Origin of the sequence: Pseudomonas frederiksbergensis (genome assembly GCF_017114915.1) — a bacterium.
Classification (GTDB): Bacteria; Pseudomonadota; Gammaproteobacteria; order Pseudomonadales; family Pseudomonadaceae; genus Aquipseudomonas; species Aquipseudomonas frederiksbergensis_I.
Genome location: NZ_JAAUOE010000028.1, coordinates 1 through 17,364 on the forward strand (window position 1 = coordinate 1; position 17,364 = coordinate 17,364).

12 protein-coding genes are annotated in these 17,364 nt (G+C 61.3%); 10 read left to right on the forward strand and 2 right to left on the reverse strand.

What is annotated here, in order from left to right; translation table 11 throughout:
• The coding region (locus HCU66_RS19020) for a cbb3-type cytochrome c oxidase subunit I (RefSeq protein ID WP_205889926.1) at positions 1-764 on the reverse strand (764 nt) is incomplete at its 3' end.
• Positions 765-1,146: 382 nt separating this feature from the next.
• Between HCU66_RS19020 and HCU66_RS19025 the strand changes: the two genes are divergently transcribed.
• The 3 genes from HCU66_RS19025 to HCU66_RS19035 all read left to right on the forward strand — a co-directional run bounded on the left by HCU66_RS19025 (position 1,147) and on the right by HCU66_RS19035 (position 4,085).
• The gene (locus tag HCU66_RS19025; RefSeq protein ID WP_205889927.1) at positions 1,147-2,820 is read left to right on the forward strand and encodes a nitrite/sulfite reductase; all 1,674 of its coding nucleotides are present in this window, start codon (positions 1,147-1,149) and stop codon (positions 2,818-2,820) included.
• Positions 2,817-3,311, forward strand: coding sequence for a DUF934 domain-containing protein (locus HCU66_RS19030; protein ID WP_205889928.1), 495 nt, complete (start codon positions 2,817-2,819; stop codon positions 3,309-3,311). Before HCU66_RS19025 ends, HCU66_RS19030 begins: the two co-directional genes overlap by 4 nt.
• Before the next feature lie 102 nt (positions 3,312-3,413).
• Positions 3,414-4,085: a DUF3313 domain-containing protein gene (locus tag HCU66_RS19035; protein WP_205889929.1), complete on the forward strand. Its 672-nt coding sequence runs from the start codon at positions 3,414-3,416 to the stop codon at positions 4,083-4,085.
• Between the two features lie 70 nt (positions 4,086-4,155).
• Here HCU66_RS19035 and HCU66_RS19040 read toward each other — a convergent pair whose 3' ends face one another.
• Positions 4,156-4,581 (reverse strand): YciI family protein, encoded by a 426-nt coding sequence (locus HCU66_RS19040; RefSeq protein ID WP_205889930.1) that lies wholly within the window; start codon positions 4,579-4,581, stop codon positions 4,156-4,158.
• A 196-nt stretch (positions 4,582-4,777) separates the two neighbouring features.
• On the opposite strand from HCU66_RS19040, the gene HCU66_RS19045 reads away from it, so the two are divergent.
• The 7 genes from HCU66_RS19045 (at position 4,778) to HCU66_RS19075 (ending at position 17,364) form a co-directional block, all read left to right on the forward strand.
• Positions 4,778-5,221, forward strand: a complete 444-nt coding sequence (locus tag HCU66_RS19045; RefSeq protein WP_205889931.1) for an SRPBCC family protein — start codon at positions 4,778-4,780, stop codon at positions 5,219-5,221.
• Between the two features lie 127 nt (positions 5,222-5,348).
• A complete protein-coding gene (tpx, locus tag HCU66_RS19050; protein ID WP_205889932.1) occupies positions 5,349-5,849 on the forward strand; it encodes a thiol peroxidase in 501 nt (166 codons plus the stop codon).
• Between the two features lie 167 nt (positions 5,850-6,016).
• A complete protein-coding gene (locus tag HCU66_RS19055) occupies positions 6,017-7,333 on the forward strand; it encodes an MdtA/MuxA family multidrug efflux RND transporter periplasmic adaptor subunit (protein WP_205889933.1) in 1,317 nt (438 codons plus the stop codon).
• Positions 7,330-10,434 (forward strand): MdtB/MuxB family multidrug efflux RND transporter permease subunit, encoded by a 3,105-nt coding sequence (locus tag HCU66_RS19060; protein WP_205889934.1) that lies wholly within the window; start codon positions 7,330-7,332, stop codon positions 10,432-10,434. The genes HCU66_RS19055 and HCU66_RS19060 overlap by 4 nt, the downstream gene beginning before the upstream one ends.
• The gene (locus HCU66_RS19065) at positions 10,431-13,538 is read left to right on the forward strand and encodes an efflux RND transporter permease subunit (RefSeq protein WP_205889935.1); all 3,108 of its coding nucleotides are present in this window, start codon (positions 10,431-10,433) and stop codon (positions 13,536-13,538) included. Before HCU66_RS19060 ends, HCU66_RS19065 begins: the two co-directional genes overlap by 4 nt.
• Positions 13,535-15,013 (forward strand): efflux transporter outer membrane subunit, encoded by a 1,479-nt coding sequence (locus tag HCU66_RS19070; RefSeq protein ID WP_205889936.1) that lies wholly within the window; start codon positions 13,535-13,537, stop codon positions 15,011-15,013. The genes HCU66_RS19065 and HCU66_RS19070 overlap by 4 nt, the downstream gene beginning before the upstream one ends.
• Positions 15,014-15,282: 269 nt before the next feature.
• On the forward strand, positions 15,283-17,364 hold the full coding sequence (locus tag HCU66_RS19075; protein WP_205889937.1) for a putative bifunctional diguanylate cyclase/phosphodiesterase: 2,082 nt from the start codon (positions 15,283-15,285) through the stop codon (positions 17,362-17,364).

A 17,364-nucleotide genomic window follows, 5' to 3' on the forward strand; every position in this document is an offset into this window, starting at 1 on the left:
GCCCAGATGTACAGGGTGATCAGCGCCCAGAAATGCACGATCGACAAGCGATAGGAGTACACCGGCCGCCCCACCTGTTTCGGCACGAAGTAATACATCATCCCGAGAAACCCCGTGGTCAGGAAAAAGCCCACGGCGTTGTGCCCGTACCACCACTGCACCATCGCGTCGGTGGCCCCGGAGTACACCGGATACGACTTGAACCAGTCCACCGGAATCGACAGGTGATTGACCACATGGAGCATCGCGATCACTACGATGAACGCGCCGAAGAACCAGTTACCGACGTAGATATGTTTGGTCTTGCGGCGCACCACGGTGGTGAAGAACACGATGGCATAGGCGAGCCAGACCACCGTCATCCATACCGCGCCGGAGAACTCGATCTCGGCGTATTCCTTGGTGGTGGTGTAGCCCAGCGGCAGGCTGATCAGCATCACCACGATCACCGATTGCCAGCCCCAGAAGGTGAATGCGGCGAGTTTGTCGCTGAACAGCCGCACCTGACAGGTGCGTTGCACCGCGTAGTAACTGGCGGCGAATTGCGCGCTGCCGGCAAAGCCGAAAATCACCAGGCTGGTGTGCAGCGGGCGCAAGCGACCGAAGGTAGTCCACGGCAGGTCGAGGTTCATCTCGGGCCACACCAGTTGCGAGGCGATCCATACCCCCATCGCCATCCCGACAACACCCCATACCACAGTTGCCACGACGAATTGGCGCACGACCTTGTAGTTATAGGCCTGTCCGATTGTTGCTGTGCTCATGGTCAGTTCTTCCACGGTTGCAAAGTCTTGCCAGGCCACCCGGTCTGGCATGCCGTGAACTGTAGAAACCCTGCCGGAAACAAAACAGGCTCAGGAATCTTTCATTTATGCGGATCAGATGCGGGGCGTGCCTGCGGCCATCAGCCACGGCCTGATATGGTTTTTTAGTGTTTAGCTGAATCTGTAACGTGCTGCGCTGCTCATTCATAGTCGCTATCTCCCAAACGAGCCGTAGAGCCGATACCCACGCAATCCCTGTAGGAGCGGGCTTGCCCGCGAAGACGATGGCACATTCAACATCTTTGCTGCCTGACACACCGCTTTCGCGGGCAAGCCCGCTCCTACAAGTTCTGCGCAAAATTCCTGATGAGGTGGCAGCCACATGTATCAGTACGATGACTATGACCGGGCCCTGGTGTTCGAGCGTGTTGCGCAGTTTCGCGATCAGGTCGAACGTTTCATGGCCGGTGAATTGAGCGAAGAAGAGTTCCTGCCCCTGCGGTTGCAGAACGGCCTGTACATGCAAAAGCATGCGTACATGCTGCGTGTGGCGATTCCTTACGGCACCCTGAGCGCCCGGCAAATGCGCACCCTGGCGAGCATTGCCCGGGATTACGACCGTGGCTATGGCCATTTCACTACCCGGCAAAACATGCAGTTCAACTGGATCGAACTGGCTCAGGTCCCGGACATCCTCGAACGCCTTGCCCAGGTGGAAATGCATGCGATCCAGACCTCCGGCAACTGCGTGCGCAACATCACCACCGAAGCCTTCGCCGGCGTCGCGGCGGATGAGCTAATGGACCCGCGCCCGCTGGCGGAGATCCTGCGGCAATGGTCGACCATCAACCCGGAATTCCTGTTCCTGCCGCGCAAGTTCAAGATCGCCATCTGCTCGGCGAAGCAGGATCGCGCGGCGATCATGATGCATGACATCGGTCTTTATCTTTATCGCGATAACGACGGGCAAATGCTGTTGCGGGTGATCGTTGGCGGCGGGTTGGGGCGCACGCCGATCCTCGGTTTGCAGATTCGCGAAGGCTTGCCGTGGCAGCATTTGCTGTCCTACGTCGAAGCGGTGCTGCGGGTCTACAACCGGCACGGGCGGCGCGATAACAAGTACAAGGCGCGGATCAAGATTCTGGTCAAGGCGCTGGGTATCGAAGCGTTCGCCAAGGAAGTGGAGGAGGAGTGGCAACACCTCAAGGACGGTCCGGCGCAGTTGACCGACATCGAGTATGAGCGTGTCGCCAGTGCCTTTGTGCCACCCGATTACCGCTCACTGGCCGGCACCGACCTGGATTTTGGCACACGCCTGGCCGAGCACCCGGCGTTCGCCCGTTGGGTGGCGCGCAACGTGCAGCCGCACAAGGTGCCGGGTTACGCCAGCGTGGTGCTGTCGACCAAGCCGGGTATCGCCGCGCCGCCGGGGGATGTCACGGCCGAGCAAATGGAAGCGGTGGCGCAGTGGTCCGGGCAGTTCGGCTTCGGTGAAATCCGCATCGCCCATGAACAGAACATCGTCCTGCCGGATGTGCCCAAAGCTGACCTTTATGCGCTGTGGCGCCTGGCCTGCGAGCAAGGCCTGGGGAGCGCCAACATCGGCTTGCTGACCGACATCATCGCTTGCCCCGGCGGCGACTTCTGCGCCCTGGCCAACGCCAAATCGATCCCCATCGCGCAAGCGATTCAGGCGCGCTTCGAGGACCTGGATTACCTGCATGACCTGGGCGACATCAGCCTGAACATTTCCGGCTGCATGAACGCTTGCGGCCATCACCACATCGGCAACATCGGCATTCTGGGCGTCGATAAGAACGGCAGCGAGTGGTACCAGATCACCCTTGGCGGCGCCCAGGGCAAGGACAGCGCGTTAGGCAAGGTCATCGGCCCGTCCTTCAGCGCCGCCGAAGTGCCCGGGGTCATTGAACGGATCATCGGCACGTTCGTGCGCTATCGCGAGAGCGAGGAGCTGTTCGTCGATACCCTGGCGCGCATCGGCCTGGAGCCGTTCAAGGAACGCGTCTACCCGAAAGTGCTGGAGGTGTCGGCATGAACAATCTGCTGCGTTTGCAAGAGGGCGGCGCGCGGTGGGTGCGCGACGACCCGTGGCAGTTGATTCGTGAAACCACGGACGAGTTGCCGGCCGGGCCGCTGATACTGCCGTTACCCCGCTGGCTGGCCCTTAACGCCAACACCACGACAGCACTTGAAGGCGTCTGGCTCGGCCCTGACGACGAAGTGACAAACCTGACCCCGTGGTTTCCCGACCTGCCGCTGATAGCCCTGGATTTCCCGAGCTTTCGCGACGGACGCGCCTACAGCCAGGCCTATTTGTTGCGTACGCGTTTGGGTTGGCAAGGCGAATTGCGCGCAATTGGCGACGTGCTGCGCGATCAACTCAGCCACATGCGCCAATGCGGTTTCGACAGTTTTGCCGTGCGCGAAGACAAATCCGCCGAAGAGGCGTTGAAGGGGTTAGCGGGGATGAGTGTGTTGTATGGGCGTTCGGTGATCGAGCCGCGGCCGTTGTTTCGGCGGCGGTAGGAGCGCCAATATCAAAAGATCGCAGCCGGGCGGCCAAATCCCCATGGATTGGCTATACCTGTAACTCCAGCCTCATCCCGTGTGGCTTAAAGGAGTGACAGCATGAAGCTTGCGTCAATGATCGGCACCGTGTGCATCGCCTCTGTTGCCTTGGCGGGCTGCGCCAGCAAAGTGGTTGAACCGGGTGAGTACTCCGGTTTTCTGGGCGACTACAGCCGCCTCAAGGAGGAGAAGTCCCCGTCGGGCGCGGTGGTGATGCGCTGGGTCGATCCGAAGATCGATCTGAAAAAATACAAGAGCATTTACATCGAACCGACGCAGTTCTACCCCAAGCCACAGCCAACGGTAAAAATCCCGCAGAGCACATTGTCCGGTATCACCGCGTATTACGATCAGGCCCTCAAGCGTGAGACCGGCAAATCCCTGCCACTGGCGACGGGCCCCGGGCCCGGTGTGATCGTGATGCGTGCGGCGGTCACCGCCGTCGGCAGCAAGACCGAGAGCCTCAAACCTTATGAAGTGATTCCGATCGCCCTGGTGGCCGCGGCAGTGAGCACCGCGACAGGCATTCGCGATCAGGAAACCACCCTCGGCACCGAAGCCGTGTTCCTTGATGGCACCAACAACGCCGTGGTCGCCCAGGTGGTGCGCAAGGGCACGGGCAAGCCGCTGTCCAACGATTCGCAGGTGATGAAGCCTGATGATGTGAAAAACGTTATCGATGGCTGGGCTTCGGACTTGAATCAGGCGTTTGTGAAGCTCAAGTCCAAATAAGCGGGCGGGCGACGGTGAGGGGGGCTCATTGTCGCCGCTTTCGGCAGTTCTATGGTATGTCAGGTGTGCTTCAGCTCTTCTTCGCCTGCGCACGCACTCGCTCTTCCTGCTCACGCAGCTGCGGTGTGAACTCTGCCCCGAAATCTTCGGCCGCGTACACCTGGCGAATCTCGATCTCGGCTTCTGTACCCGGCATCGGGTTGGGGCAGCGCTTGACCCACTCGATGGCTTCCTCTTTTGACTTCACTTCCCACAACCAATAACCGGCGATCAGCTCCTTGGTTTCGGCGAACGGGCCGTCGATCACTGTGCGTTTATCTCCCGAGAAGCGCACGCGGGCGCCTTTGCTGCTGGGCTGCAGGCCATCGCAATCGATGAGGATGCCGGCCTTGGCCAGTTCTTCGTTATAGTTGCCCATCGCCGTCATCAGTTCTTCGCTGGGCATCACTCCGGCCTCGGAATCGGGGCTGGCTTTCACAATGATCATGAATCGCATGGTTTGATCTCCGTTGATTTTGAGTGATTCATTGCATAGTCGAATGGGTGTGACATGAATCGACAATGCACCTAAACAAAAGATGGGCCTTTTCGTTTTAGTAAACGTTGCAGAGGATAGATGTATTTTCGACATCCTCCTCGCGATCAAATATTCCTGTGCAGCCCCTCCAACGACCAACGGAAAATGCCCCCCCATGCCCGTCCTGGAACTCACCACGCTGATCCCCGACCGCACACCCGGGCAAGTCCTTGACTTCTGCCTGGAAGGCGCCAATTTCCCGAAGATCTTTCCTGAGCGCGTCACATCGCTGGGTGATATCGACCTGAACAGCCTGCGCATCGAAGCCGGTCGCCAGTTCCGCTTCAGGCACTGGATGTTCAACCTGATCCCGTCGAACTGGACGGTGGTGATCCGGGAGGTCAGCGACACTCATTTCGTCGATGAAATGCTCAAGGGGCCAATGGCTGCCTTTCGTCATGAACATCGGGTGGCGGCGGGTGAGGGCGGTACGCTGTACACCGACCGTGTGACCTATGCGGCCATTGGCGGTGCTTTGACTGAAGGGCTGCTGGTGAATGCCTACATGCGGCGGATTTTCGTGGCGCGGCACCGCAATATGTTGCGGTTGCTGGGCTGACACATTCCTGTAGGAGCGAGGCAGAACATAATCTGCATTGTATTTGGGCATAGGTCCTCAGCCCATTTCGTGGTTAACTTCGGCCTCGTCAAAATTCTCTACATCAACGTTCAGAAGGACTCCGTTCATGGCTCAAGTCACTCTTAAAGGCAACCCGGTTCAAGTCAGCGGCCAATTGCCACAAGCCGGTTCCCAGGCGCCAGCCTTTTCCCTGGTTGCCGGCAATCTGTCCGATGTGACCCTGGCAAACTTCGCCGGCAAGCGAAAAGTGCTGAACATCTTCCCAAGCGTCGACACCCCGACCTGCGCCATGTCCGTGCGCAAATTCAATACCCAGGCCAATGACATCGCCAACACCGTGGTGCTGTGCATCTCCGCAGACCTGCCGTTCGCTCAAGCCCGTTTCTGCGGTGCCGAAGGCCTGGAAAACGTGCAGAACCTGTCGACCCTGCGCGGTGCCGAGTTCAAGGAAAACTACGGCGTGGCGATTGCCGATGGTCCACTCAAAGGCCTGACCGCCCGTGCCGTCGTGGTGCTGGACGAAAACGACAAGGTTCTGCACAGCGAACTGGTCAAGGAAATCGCTGAAGAGCCGAACTACGACGCAGCGCTCGCTGTTCTGAAGTAAGCGAAGTATCACAATTGTTAACGGCCTGGCCCTGTCCAGGCCGTTTTCATTTGTGCCTTTAACTTCCTGTTACGTAAGCCAAAGGTAAATTGCCGGTAAAGGCGCTTTGCTTAATACCCGCCAGTGCTTATCGTTCAGCCTTCCGTAGAAATAAGCTCTCGCGCCCAATGGTTGATCATTCCATGCAATCCTCCGCTTCTCGCAATCCTCGTCGCTGGCTGTTCGGCCTGCTCGTCCTGTTGGTCATCGCCGGCCTGTGCTGGAAATTCTGGCCCGCAGGCAGCAGCCCGAAGGAGGGCGCAGGGCAGAAAGCGGTTGCCGGGCACACGAGCCGGGCGGGGGGGATGCGTCCGGGCTTCGGCGGGGCGACCGGGCCGGTCCCGGTGCGCGTGGCGCCGGCGGTCAAAGGTGATTTTCCGCTGTATTACAAGGCGTTGGGCACGGTCACCGCGCTGAACACCATCAATGTGCGCAGCCGAGTCGGTGGCGAGCTGGTCAAGGTCCATTTCGAAGAAGGGCAGATGGTCAAGGCGGGTGACCTGCTGGCCGAGATCGACCCGCGTCCTTACCAGAATGCCTTGCTGCAGGCCGAAGGCACCTTGCTGCAGAATCAGGCGCAACTGAAAAACGCCCAGGTCGATGTCGAGCGCTATCGCGGCCTGTACCGCGAAGACAGTATCGCCAAGCAAACCCTGGACACCGCCGAAGCACTGGTCGGCCAGTATCAGGGCACGGTCAAGACCAGTCAGGCGGCGGTCAATGACGCCAGACTCAACCTGGAATTCACCAGGATCCGCGCCCCGATCGCCGGGCGCGTGGGCCTGCGTCAGCTGGACGTCGGCAACCTGGTGGCGGCCAACGACACCACGGCACTGGTGATCATCACCCAGACCCAACCGATCAGCGTGGCCTTCACCCTGCCGGAAAACAGCCTGGACACCGTGCTGGCCCGCTATCGCACCGGCGCCAAACTGCCCGCCGAAGCCTGGGACCGTGGTGACACCAAATTGCAGGCCACCGGCGTGTTACAGAGCTTGGACAACCAGATCGACGTCACCACCGGCACCCTGAAATTCAAGGCGCGCTACGAAAATCGCGATCAAGCGCTGTTCCCCAACCAGTTCGTCAACGTCCACCTGCTGGCCGACACCCTCAAAGGCGTAGTGCTTGCGCCCTCGGCTGCCATTCAGTTCGGCACCAACGGCACGTTCGTCTATGCCATGGACGGCGACAAGAAGGTCAGCATCCGTCAGTTGAAAGTCGGCGCCAGTGACGGGGAAAACACCGTGATTACCGAAGGCCTGGCCGTCGGTGATCGGGTAGTACTGGAAGGTACTGACCGCTTGAAGGACGGCAGTGAAGTGGAAGTGGTCAACGACAGCAAGGATGTACCGACCACCCCGACCGGGCACCTGCAGGGCAAATCGGCGGCCGACGCGACTGACCCCGCAGCCACCGACAAGGCGAAAAAGGGCGGCGCATGAACATCTCGCGGCTGTTCATCCTTCGCCCGGTCGCCACGACCCTGAGCATGCTGGCCATTATTCTGGCCGGTGTGATCGCTTATCGGCTGCTGCCGGTGTCGGCATTGCCCCAGGTCGATTACCCGACCATCCGCGTCATGACGCTCTATCCCGGCGCCAGCCCGGATGTCATGACCAGCGCCGTGACCGCGCCGCTGGAGCGTCAGTTCGGGCAGATGCCCGGCCTGACCCAGATGGCCTCGACCAGTTCCGGCGGCGCTTCGGTGCTGACCCTGCGGTTCAGCCTCGATATCAATATGGACGTCGCCGAGCAGCAGGTGCAGGCCGCGATCAACGCCGCGACCAATTTGCTGCCCAAGGATCTCCCGGCGCCGCCGGTGTACAACAAGGTCAACCCGGCGGACACCCCGGTGCTGACGTTGGCGATTACCTCCAAAACCATGCTGTTGCCCAAGCTCAATGACTTGGTCGACACCCGCATGGCGCAGAAAATCGCCCAGATCAGCGGCGTTGGCATGGTCACTATTGCCGGCGGTCAGCGTCAGGCGGTGCGGATCAAGGTCAACCCCGAAGCCCTGGCGGCCAACGGCCTGAACCTGTCGGACGTGCGCACATTGATCGGCGCCTCCAACGTCAACCAGCCCAAGGGCAACTTCGACGGCCCGACCCGAGTGTCGATGCTCGATGCCAACGACCAGCTGACTTCACCCAAGGATTACGCCAACCTGATCCTCGCTTACAGCAATGGCGCGCCATTGCGGCTCAAGGACGTGGCGCAGATCGTCGACGGCGCCGAGAACGAACGCCTCGCCGCGTGGGCCAATGAAAACCAGGCGGTATTGCTGAACATCCAGCGTCAGCCCGGGGCCAACGTCATCGAAGTGGTCGACCGGATCAAGGCCTTGCTGCCCAGCATCACCGACAACCTGCCGGCCGGCCTCGACGTGACGGTGCTCACCGACCGTACCCAGACCATCCGCGCCTCGGTCACCGACGTGCAACACGAACTGCTGATCGCCATCGCGCTGGTGGTGATGGTCACGTTCCTGTTCCTGCGCCGGGCCAGCGCCACGATCATTCCGTCGGTGGCGGTGCCGCTGTCGTTGATCGGCACCTTCGGGGTGATGTACCTCGCGGGGTTTTCGGTCAACAACCTGACCCTGATGGCGCTGACCATCGCCACCGGTTTCGTGGTGGACGATGCGATCGTGATGCTGGAGAACATTTCCCGTTTCATCGAAGAGGGCGACAGCCCGCTGCAAGCCGCGCTTAAAGGCGCCAAACAGATCGGCTTCACCCTGATTTCCCTGACCCTGTCGCTGATCGCCGTGCTGATTCCGCTGTTGTTCATGGCCGATGTGGTGGGGCGCTTGTTCCGCGAGTTCGCGATCACGTTGGCGGTGGCGATCCTGATTTCCCTGGTGGTGTCCCTGACCCTGACGCCAATGATGTGCGCGCGGTTGCTCAAGCGTGAACCGAAGGAAAAAGATCAGGGCCGGTTCTACCGCTCCAGTGGCGCGGCCATCGACTGGATGATCGCCGCCTACGGGCGCAAGTTGCAGTGGGTGCTCAAGCATCAGCCGCTGACTTTGCTGGTAGCCATCGGCACCCTGGCATTGACGGTGTTCCTGTACATGGTGGTGCCCAAGGGCTTCTTCCCGGTGCAGGACACCGGGGTGATCCAGGGGATTTCCGAGGCGCCGCAGTCGATTTCCTTCGCGGCGATGAGCGAGCGCCAGCAGGAACTGGCCAAGGTGATTCTCGCTGATCCTGCGGTCGAGAGCCTGTCGTCCTACATCGGCGTCGACGGTGACAACTCGACGCTGAACAGCGGTCGGCTGCTGATCAACCTCAAGTCCCACCGCGAGCGCGACCTGAGCGCCACCGAAGTGATTGCGCGCCTGCAACCGGAGCTGGACAAGCTGGTCGGCATTCGCCTGTTCATGCAGCCGGTGCAGGACCTGACCATCGAAGACCGGGTCAGCCGCACGCAGTATCAGTTCAGCATGTCGTCGCCGGATGCCGAGTTGCTCAGCCTGTGGAGCGGGCGTCTGGTGGAGGCACTGGCCCAACGTCCGGAGTTGACCGACGTCGCCAGCGATTTGCAGGACAAGGGCTTGCAGGTTTATCTGGTGATCGACCGCGATGCGGCGTCGCGGGTCGGTGTATCCGTGTCGAACATCACCGACGCGCTGTACGACGCCTTCGGTCAGCGGCAGATTTCCACCATTTACACCCAGGCCAGCCAGTACCGCGTGGTGCTGCAATCGCAGTCCGGCGAGAAGATCGGCCCCGATGCGCTGAACCAGATTCACGTCAAGACCACCGATGGCGGTCAGGTGCGCCTGTCCAGCCTGGCGCATGTCGAGGAGCGTCAGGCGCAACTGGCGATCACCCACATCGGCCAGTTCCCGGCGGTGATGATGTCGTTCAACCTGGCGCCCGGCGTGGCATTGGGGCATGCGGTGCAGATCATCGATCAGGTGCAGAAAGACATCGGCATGCCGATTGGCGTGCAGACCCAGTTCCAGGGCGCGGCCGAAGCGTTCCAGGCGTCGCTGTCGAGCACCTTGCTGCTGATCCTGGCGGCGGTGGTGACCATGTACATCGTGCTCGGCGTGCTCTACGAGAGCTACATTCACCCGATCACCATTCTCTCGACCTTGCCCTCGGCGGCGGTCGGCGCCTTGCTGGCGCTGCTGTTGAGTGGCAACGACCTGGGGATGATCGCGATCATCGGCATCATCCTGCTGATCGGTATCGTGAAAAAGAACGCGATCATGATGATCGACTTCGCCCTCGAGGCTGAACGCAATCAGGGCATGGACCCGCAGTCCGCGATCTATCAGGCGGCGCTGCTGCGCTTCCGGCCGATTCTGATGACCACTCTGGCCGCGTTGTTCGGCGCGGTACCGCTGATGCTGGCCACCGGTTCCGGCGCGGAATTGCGCCAGCCCTTGGGTCTGGTGATGGTCGGTGGCTTGCTGCTGAGTCAGGTGCTGACGCTGTTCACCACGCCCGTCATCTACTTGTACTTCGACCGTCTCGGGCGGCGCTGGGGCCGTAAGTCCGAATCCGTGGAACCGGTAGAGCAGCCATGAACCTGTCCGGACCTTTCATCAAGCGCCCGGTCGCGACGATGCTGTTGAGCCTGGCGATCATGCTGCTGGGCGGCGTGAGCTTCGGCCTGTTGCCGGTATCGCCGCTGCCGCAGATGGATTTCCCGGTGATCGTGGTTCAGGCGAGCCTACCCGGCGCTAGCCCGGAGGTCATGGCCTCGACCGTGGCCACGCCGCTGGAACGTTCCTTCGGCGCCATCGCCGGGGTCAACACCATGAGCAGCCGTTCCAGCCAGGGCTCGACCCGGGTGATCCTGCAGTTCGACCTGGACCGCGACATCAACGGCGCGGCGCGGGAAGTGCAGGCGGCGATCAACGCCTCGCGCAACCTGCTGCCCAGCGGGATGCGCAGCATGCCGACTTACAAGAAGGTCAACCCGTCCCAGGCGCCGATCATGGTGCTGTCGCTGACCTCGGACGTGCTGGAAAAAGGCCAGCTCTACGACTTGGCCTCGACCATCCTGTCCCAGAGCCTGTCCCAGGTGCAGGGCGTGGGTGAAGTGCAGATCGGCGGCAGTTCGCTGCCGGCGGTGCGCATCGAACTCGAACCCCAGGCGCTCAACCAGTACGGCGTGGCCCTGGACGATGTGCGCACCACCATCGCCAACGCCAACGTACGCCGGCCCAAAGGCTCGGTCGAAGACGGTCAGCGGCTGTGGCAGGTGCAAGCCAACGATCAATTGGAAAAAGCCAAGGATTACGAGTCGCTGATCATTCACTACGCCGACGGCGCGGCCCTGCGCCTGAAGGACGTGGCCAAGGTCAGCGACGGCGTCGAAGACCGCTACAACAGCGGCTTCTTCAACAATGACGCGGCGGTGTTACTGGTGATCAACCGCCAGGCCGGCGCCAACATCATCGAGACGGTCAACGAGATCAAGGCGCAGTTGCCGGCATTGCAAGCGGTACTGCCGGCCAGCGTCAAGCTCAACCTGGCGATGGACCGTTCGCCAGTCATCAAGGCCACCTTGCACGAAGCGGAAATGACTCTGCTGATCGCCGTGGCGCTGGTGATTCTGGTGGTGTTCCTGTTCCTCGGTAACTTGCGTGCCTCGCTGATTCCGACCCTGGCGGTGCCGGTGTCGCTGGTGGGCACCTTTGCAGTGATGTACCTCTACGGGTTCTCCCTGAACAACCTGTCGCTGATGGCGCTGATCCTGGCCACCGGTCTGGTGGTGGACGACGCCATCGTGGTGCTGGAGAACATTTCCCGACACATCGACAAGGGCGTGCCGCCGATGAAGGCCGCGTACCTCGGGGCGCAGGAAGTCGGCTTCACGCTGCTGTCGATGAACGTCTCGCTGGTGGCGGTGTTCCTGTCGATCCTGTTCATGGGCGGGATCATCGAAAGCCTGTTCCGCGAGTTTTCCATTACCCTCGCGGCGGCCATCGTGGTGTCGTTGCTGGTGTCCCTGACGCTGACGCCGATGCTCTGCGCCCGCTGGCTCAAGCCGCATACGCCGGGGCAGGAAAACCGCCTGCAACGCTGGAGCCAGCGGACCAACGAGTGGATGGTCGGCAAATACGCGTCCAGCCTTGACTGGGTGCTGCGTCACCGTCGGCTGACCTTGCTCAGCCTGATCGTGACGATTGGCGTGAATATCGCGCTGTATGTCGTTGTTCCTAAAACATTTTTACCTCAGCAGGACACCGGCCAGCTGATCGGTTTCGTGCGCGGCGATGATGGGCTGTCGTTCAGCGTGATGCAGCCGAAGATGGAAATCTTCCGCCGCGCCGTGCTCAAGGACGAGGCAGTGCAAAGCGTCGCCGGGTTCATCGGTGGCAACAACGGCACCAACAACGCCTTCATGCTGGTGCGGCTCAAGCCGATCAAGGAACGCAACATTTCCGCACAGAAAGTCATCGAACGCCTGCGCAAGGAAATGCCCAAGGTGCCCGGCGCGCAATTGATGCTGATGGCCGACCAGGACCTGCAATTTGGCGGCGGTCGCGAGCAGACCACCTCGCAGTATTCCTACATCCTGCAAAGCGGCGACCTTGGCGCGTTGCGCGAGTGGTATCCGAAAGTCGTCACCGCCCTCAAGGCACTGCCGGAATTGACGGCAATTGACGCGCGCGAAGGCCGTGGCGCCCAGCAAGTGACGCTGATCGTCGATCGCGATCAGGCCAAGCGTCTGGGCGTGGACATGGACATGGTCACGGCAGTGCTGAACAACGCCTACAGCCAGCGGCAGATTTCGACGATCTACGACAGCCTCAACCAGTATCAGGTGGTGATGGAGGTCAATCCGAAATACGCCCAGGACCCGGTCACCCTGAACCAAGTCAAAGTGATCACTGCCGATGGCGCGCGGATTCCGTTGTCGACCATCGCCCATTACGAAAACAGCCTGGAAGACGACCGGGTCAGCCACGAAGGCCAGTTCGCTTCGGAAAGCATCGCCTTCGACATGGCTGAAGGCGTAACCGTGGAGCAGGGCAGTGCCGCCATCGAGCGGGCGATTGCCAAGGTCGGCCTGCCGGAAGACGTGATCGCGAAAATGGCCGGTACCGCCGATGCGTTTGCCGCCACCCAGAAGAGCCAGCCGTGGATGATTCTCGGCGCGTTGGTGGCGGTGTATCTGGTGCTGGGCGTGCTGTATGAAAGCTACATTCATCCGCTGACCATTCTCTCGACCTTGCCGTCGGCCGGGGTTGGCGCGTTGCTGTCGATCTATGTACTGGGCGGCGAGTTCAGCCTGATCTCCTTGCTCGGGCTGTTCCTGCTGATCGGCGTGGTGAAGAAAAACGCCATTCTGATGATCGACCTGGCGCTGCAACTGGAACGGCACCAGGGCCTTGAGCCGCTGGAGTCGATTCGCAGCGCCTGCCTGCAACGGCTGCGACCGATTCTGATGACCACCCTGGCGGCGATCCTCGGTGCCTTGCCGTTGTTGCTGAGCCGGGCCGAAGGGGCGGAAATGCGTCAGCCGCTGGGCCTGACCATCATCGGCGGACTGGTCTTCAGCCAGGTGCTGACCCTTTACACCACGCCGGTGGTTTACCTCTGTCTCGACAACTTGCGCCATCGCTTCAACCGCTGGCGTGGGGTGCGTACCGATGCTGCTCTGGAAACTCCGCTATGACTGACCGTTCGCTTATCAATCTGGCTGCCCCGCTGATCACGGCCCGAGGCTCGCGTTTGCTGAGCCTGTCGCTGTGCGTGGCGATGCTCAGTGCCTGCGCCATCGGCCCGGATTACCAGCGCCCGCAAACCGCCGCACCTGCGCAGTACAAAGAGGCGGCCGGCTGGCGTCAGGCCAACCCCAGCGATTCGTTGGCGCGCGGTGCCTGGTGGGAGCTGTATGGCGATCAGCAGCTCAATGGCCTGATCGAAAAGCTCAACAGCGCCAACCAGACCGTCGCTCAGTCCGAAGCCCAGTACCGCCAGGCCCAGGCCTTGGTGCGCAGTGCCCGGGGGGCGTTTTTCCCGACGGTGGACCTGACCGTCGGGAAAACCCGCTCCAGCCAGGGCACCGGTAGCAGCAGCTCGAGCCTGAGCAGTTCGTCCAGCGGCATTCGCGACACTTACACGGCCCAGGCTGGGGTCAGTTGGGAAGCGGATATCTGGGGCAAATTGCGCCGTGGCCTGGAAGCCGACACGGCCAACGCCCAGGCGAGTTTTGCCGATCTGGCGGCCATGCGCCTGAGCCAGCAATCGGAGCTGGTGCAGAATTACCTGCAACTTCGGGTGATCGACGAGCAGAAACGCCTGCTCGAAGCGACGGTCGAGGCCTATCAGCGCTCGCTGATCATGACTGAAAACCAGTACCGCGCCGGGGTTTCCGGCAAGGATGCGGTGGCCCAGGCCACCACGCAGCTCAAAACCACCCAGGCGGAGATGGTCGACCTGATCTGGCAGCGGGCGCAGTTCGAGAATGCCATCGCCGTGCTGATCGGCCTGCCGCCGGCTGAATTCAGCCTGGCCGAAACCCAGGACATCCCGGCATTGCCGCAGGTGCCGCTGAGCCTGCCTTCGCAGTTGCTGGAACGCCGCCCGGACATCGCCGCCGCCGAACGCTCGGTGATGGCCGCCAACGCCAACATCGGCGTGGCCAAAGCCGCTTACTACCCGGACCTGACCCTGAGCATGAACGGCGGTTATAGCAGCAGCACCTCCAACAACTGGATCAGCGTGCCGAACCGCTTCTGGTCGGTCGGGCCGCAACTGGCCATGACCCTGTTCGACGGCGGCCAGCGCTCGGCGGAAGTCGACCGCAGCGAAGCGGCCTACGACGAGACTGTCGCCAAGTACCGCCAGACCGTGCTCGATGGCTTTCGCGAAGTGGAAAATTACCTGGTGCAGCTCAAGGTGCTGGAAGACGAGGCGAAAGTGCGCCAGGAAGCGCTGGATGCGGCGCGCGAGTCCCTTCGCTTGACCCGCAATCAGTACAAGGCTGGGGTAATTGCTTATCTGGACGTGGTGGTGGTGCAGGCCACGGCATTGAGCAACGAACGCAACGTGCTGAGCTTGTTGCAGAGCCGGTTGATTGCCAGCGTGCAGTTGATCGCCGCGCTGGGCGGTGGGTGGGACGGGCAGCTTCAGGTGAGCGACAAATAGCGAACTGTAGCCCCCGATGATCGTTCCCACGCTCTGCGTGGGAATGCCTCACCGGACGCTCCGCGTCCGCTTCTGCATGGGACGCGGAGCGTCCCTGGCTGCGTTCCCACGCAGAGCGTGGGAACGATCAGCGCCTGAAACAAACGCTTTATCACGTTGATGGCCTTTTGATGACTTTGTGAGTGCGTTCGTCCGCGAAATCAGTACAATCGCCGGCTTTGCTCCCCGAAAACAAACACAGTACGGCGGGGGCGGTTGCGAGAAGTCCCATGCTCATCGGTAGTTATTCCTTTACGCTGGTTTTCATATCGCTGTGTGTGGCGATACTGGCCTCTTATACCGCGCTCGACCTCACCGGACGCATCGCCACGGCCAAGGGCCGAGCCGTGCATCTGTGGACGGCGGGCGGTGCTTTTGCGATGGGCATTGGCGTGTGGTCGATGCATTTCATCGGCATGCTCGCATTCAAATTACCGATCGACCTCGGCTATGACATCACCGTCACGGCGTTGTCACTGTTGATCGCGGTCCTGTCTTGCGGTTTTGCCTTGTGGCTGGTCAGCCAGCCACGTCTGCCAGTCTGGCAACTGGCATTCGGTGCGCTGGTCATGGGCGCCGGCATCAGCGCCATGCATTACACCGGCATGGCCGCCATGCGTATGCAGCCGGGCATCGATTACGACCCGACACTGTTCGGCACATCGCTGCTGATCGCCGTTGGCGCGTCCGGCGCGGCGTTATGGATCGCGTTCCGCCTGCGCCAGCACACGCCGTATGTTCGCCTGATCCGTGCGGGTGCCGCTGTCGTCATGGGTATCGCCATCGTCGGCATGCACTATACCGGCATGGCCGCGGCACGCTTTGCCGATGGCAGTTTCTGTGGCGCGGCCGTCAGCGGCTTGAAGGGCGACGGCCTGGACAATCTGGTGCTGATCACCACGCTGGCGGTGTTGAGCATTGCCTTGCTGACGTCGATTCTCGATGCGCGCCTGGAGGCTCGCACCGCGGACCTGGCCCGCTCGCTGACCGAGGCCAATCGCGAACTTACCCAACTGGCGCTGCATGACACCCTGACCGGTCTGCCGAACCGGGTGTTGCTGGCCGACCGTATCGATCTGGCGATGTCGAGGGTGCAAGAACAGGGCGGCTGTTTCGCGTTGATGTTCATCGATCTGGACGGCTTCAAACCGGTCAACGATGCCTTCGGTCATCACATGGGCGACCAGTTGCTGCGTGAAGTCGCTCTGCGACTGCGCGAGGATCTGCGCAGCCAGGACACCCTGGCGCGCATCGGCGGCGATGAATTCGTGTTGCTGGTGCAACTCGCCGAGCCGAACGACGCGCTGAACCTGGCGGCCCGGCAGGTCGGGCTGATCGCGCGCTCGTTCCGGGTCGCGGAACATGACTTGCAGATTTCCGCCAGCGTCGGAATCGCGCTTTATCCGGGCAATGGTCAAACCGCCGAAGAATTGCTGATGAACGCCGACGCCGCGATGTACCACGCCAAAGGCGCCGGGAAAAACGGCCACCGCTTCTTCGACGCCTCGATGAACAGCAATGCGCGCAAACAGCTGCAATTGCTCCAGGACCTGCGCAATGCTGTCGATCAGCAGCAGTTCAAGCTTTATTACCAGCCCAAATTCGACGCGGTCCATGGTCGGCCGGTGGGAGCCGAGGCGTTGCTGCGCTGGGAGCACCCGACCCTGGGCATGCTGCAGCCGGACATGTTCATCGATCTGGCGGAGAAGACCGGGCTGATCATTGCGATTGGCGAGTGGGTGCTCAACGAAGCTTGCCGCCAGATGCGCGAGTGGTACCTGCTCGGTTACACCGATTGGCGCATCGCGGTGAACCTATCGGCCTTGCAATTTTGCCATTCAGGGCTGGTGCAGAGCGTTGCCAAAGCCCTGGCCGCTCATCAACTGCCGGCCAACAGCCTGACCCTGGAAATCACCGAAACCACCGCCATGAGCGACGCCGATGCGAGCATGACAGTGCTGCAGGAACTGTCGGAAATGGGCGTCGACCTGTCCATCGATGACTTTGGTACCGGTTATTCGAGCTTGATGTATCTCAAGCGTCTGCCGGCCAATGAACTGAAGATCGACCGGGGATTCGTCCGCGATCTGGAACACGACAGCGACGACGCGGCCATCGTCTCGGCCATCGTCGCCCTCGGCCAGGCGCTGGGCTTGCGGATCGTGGCCGAAGGGGTGGAAACCGATGTCCAGCAAGACTTCCTGACCCAGCTGGGCTGCGATTCGTTGCAGGGCTACCTGCTCGGGCATCCGTTGCCGGCCGATCGCTTCATGGTCGACATTCTCCGTGGAGAACAATTGGCGACGGGCTGA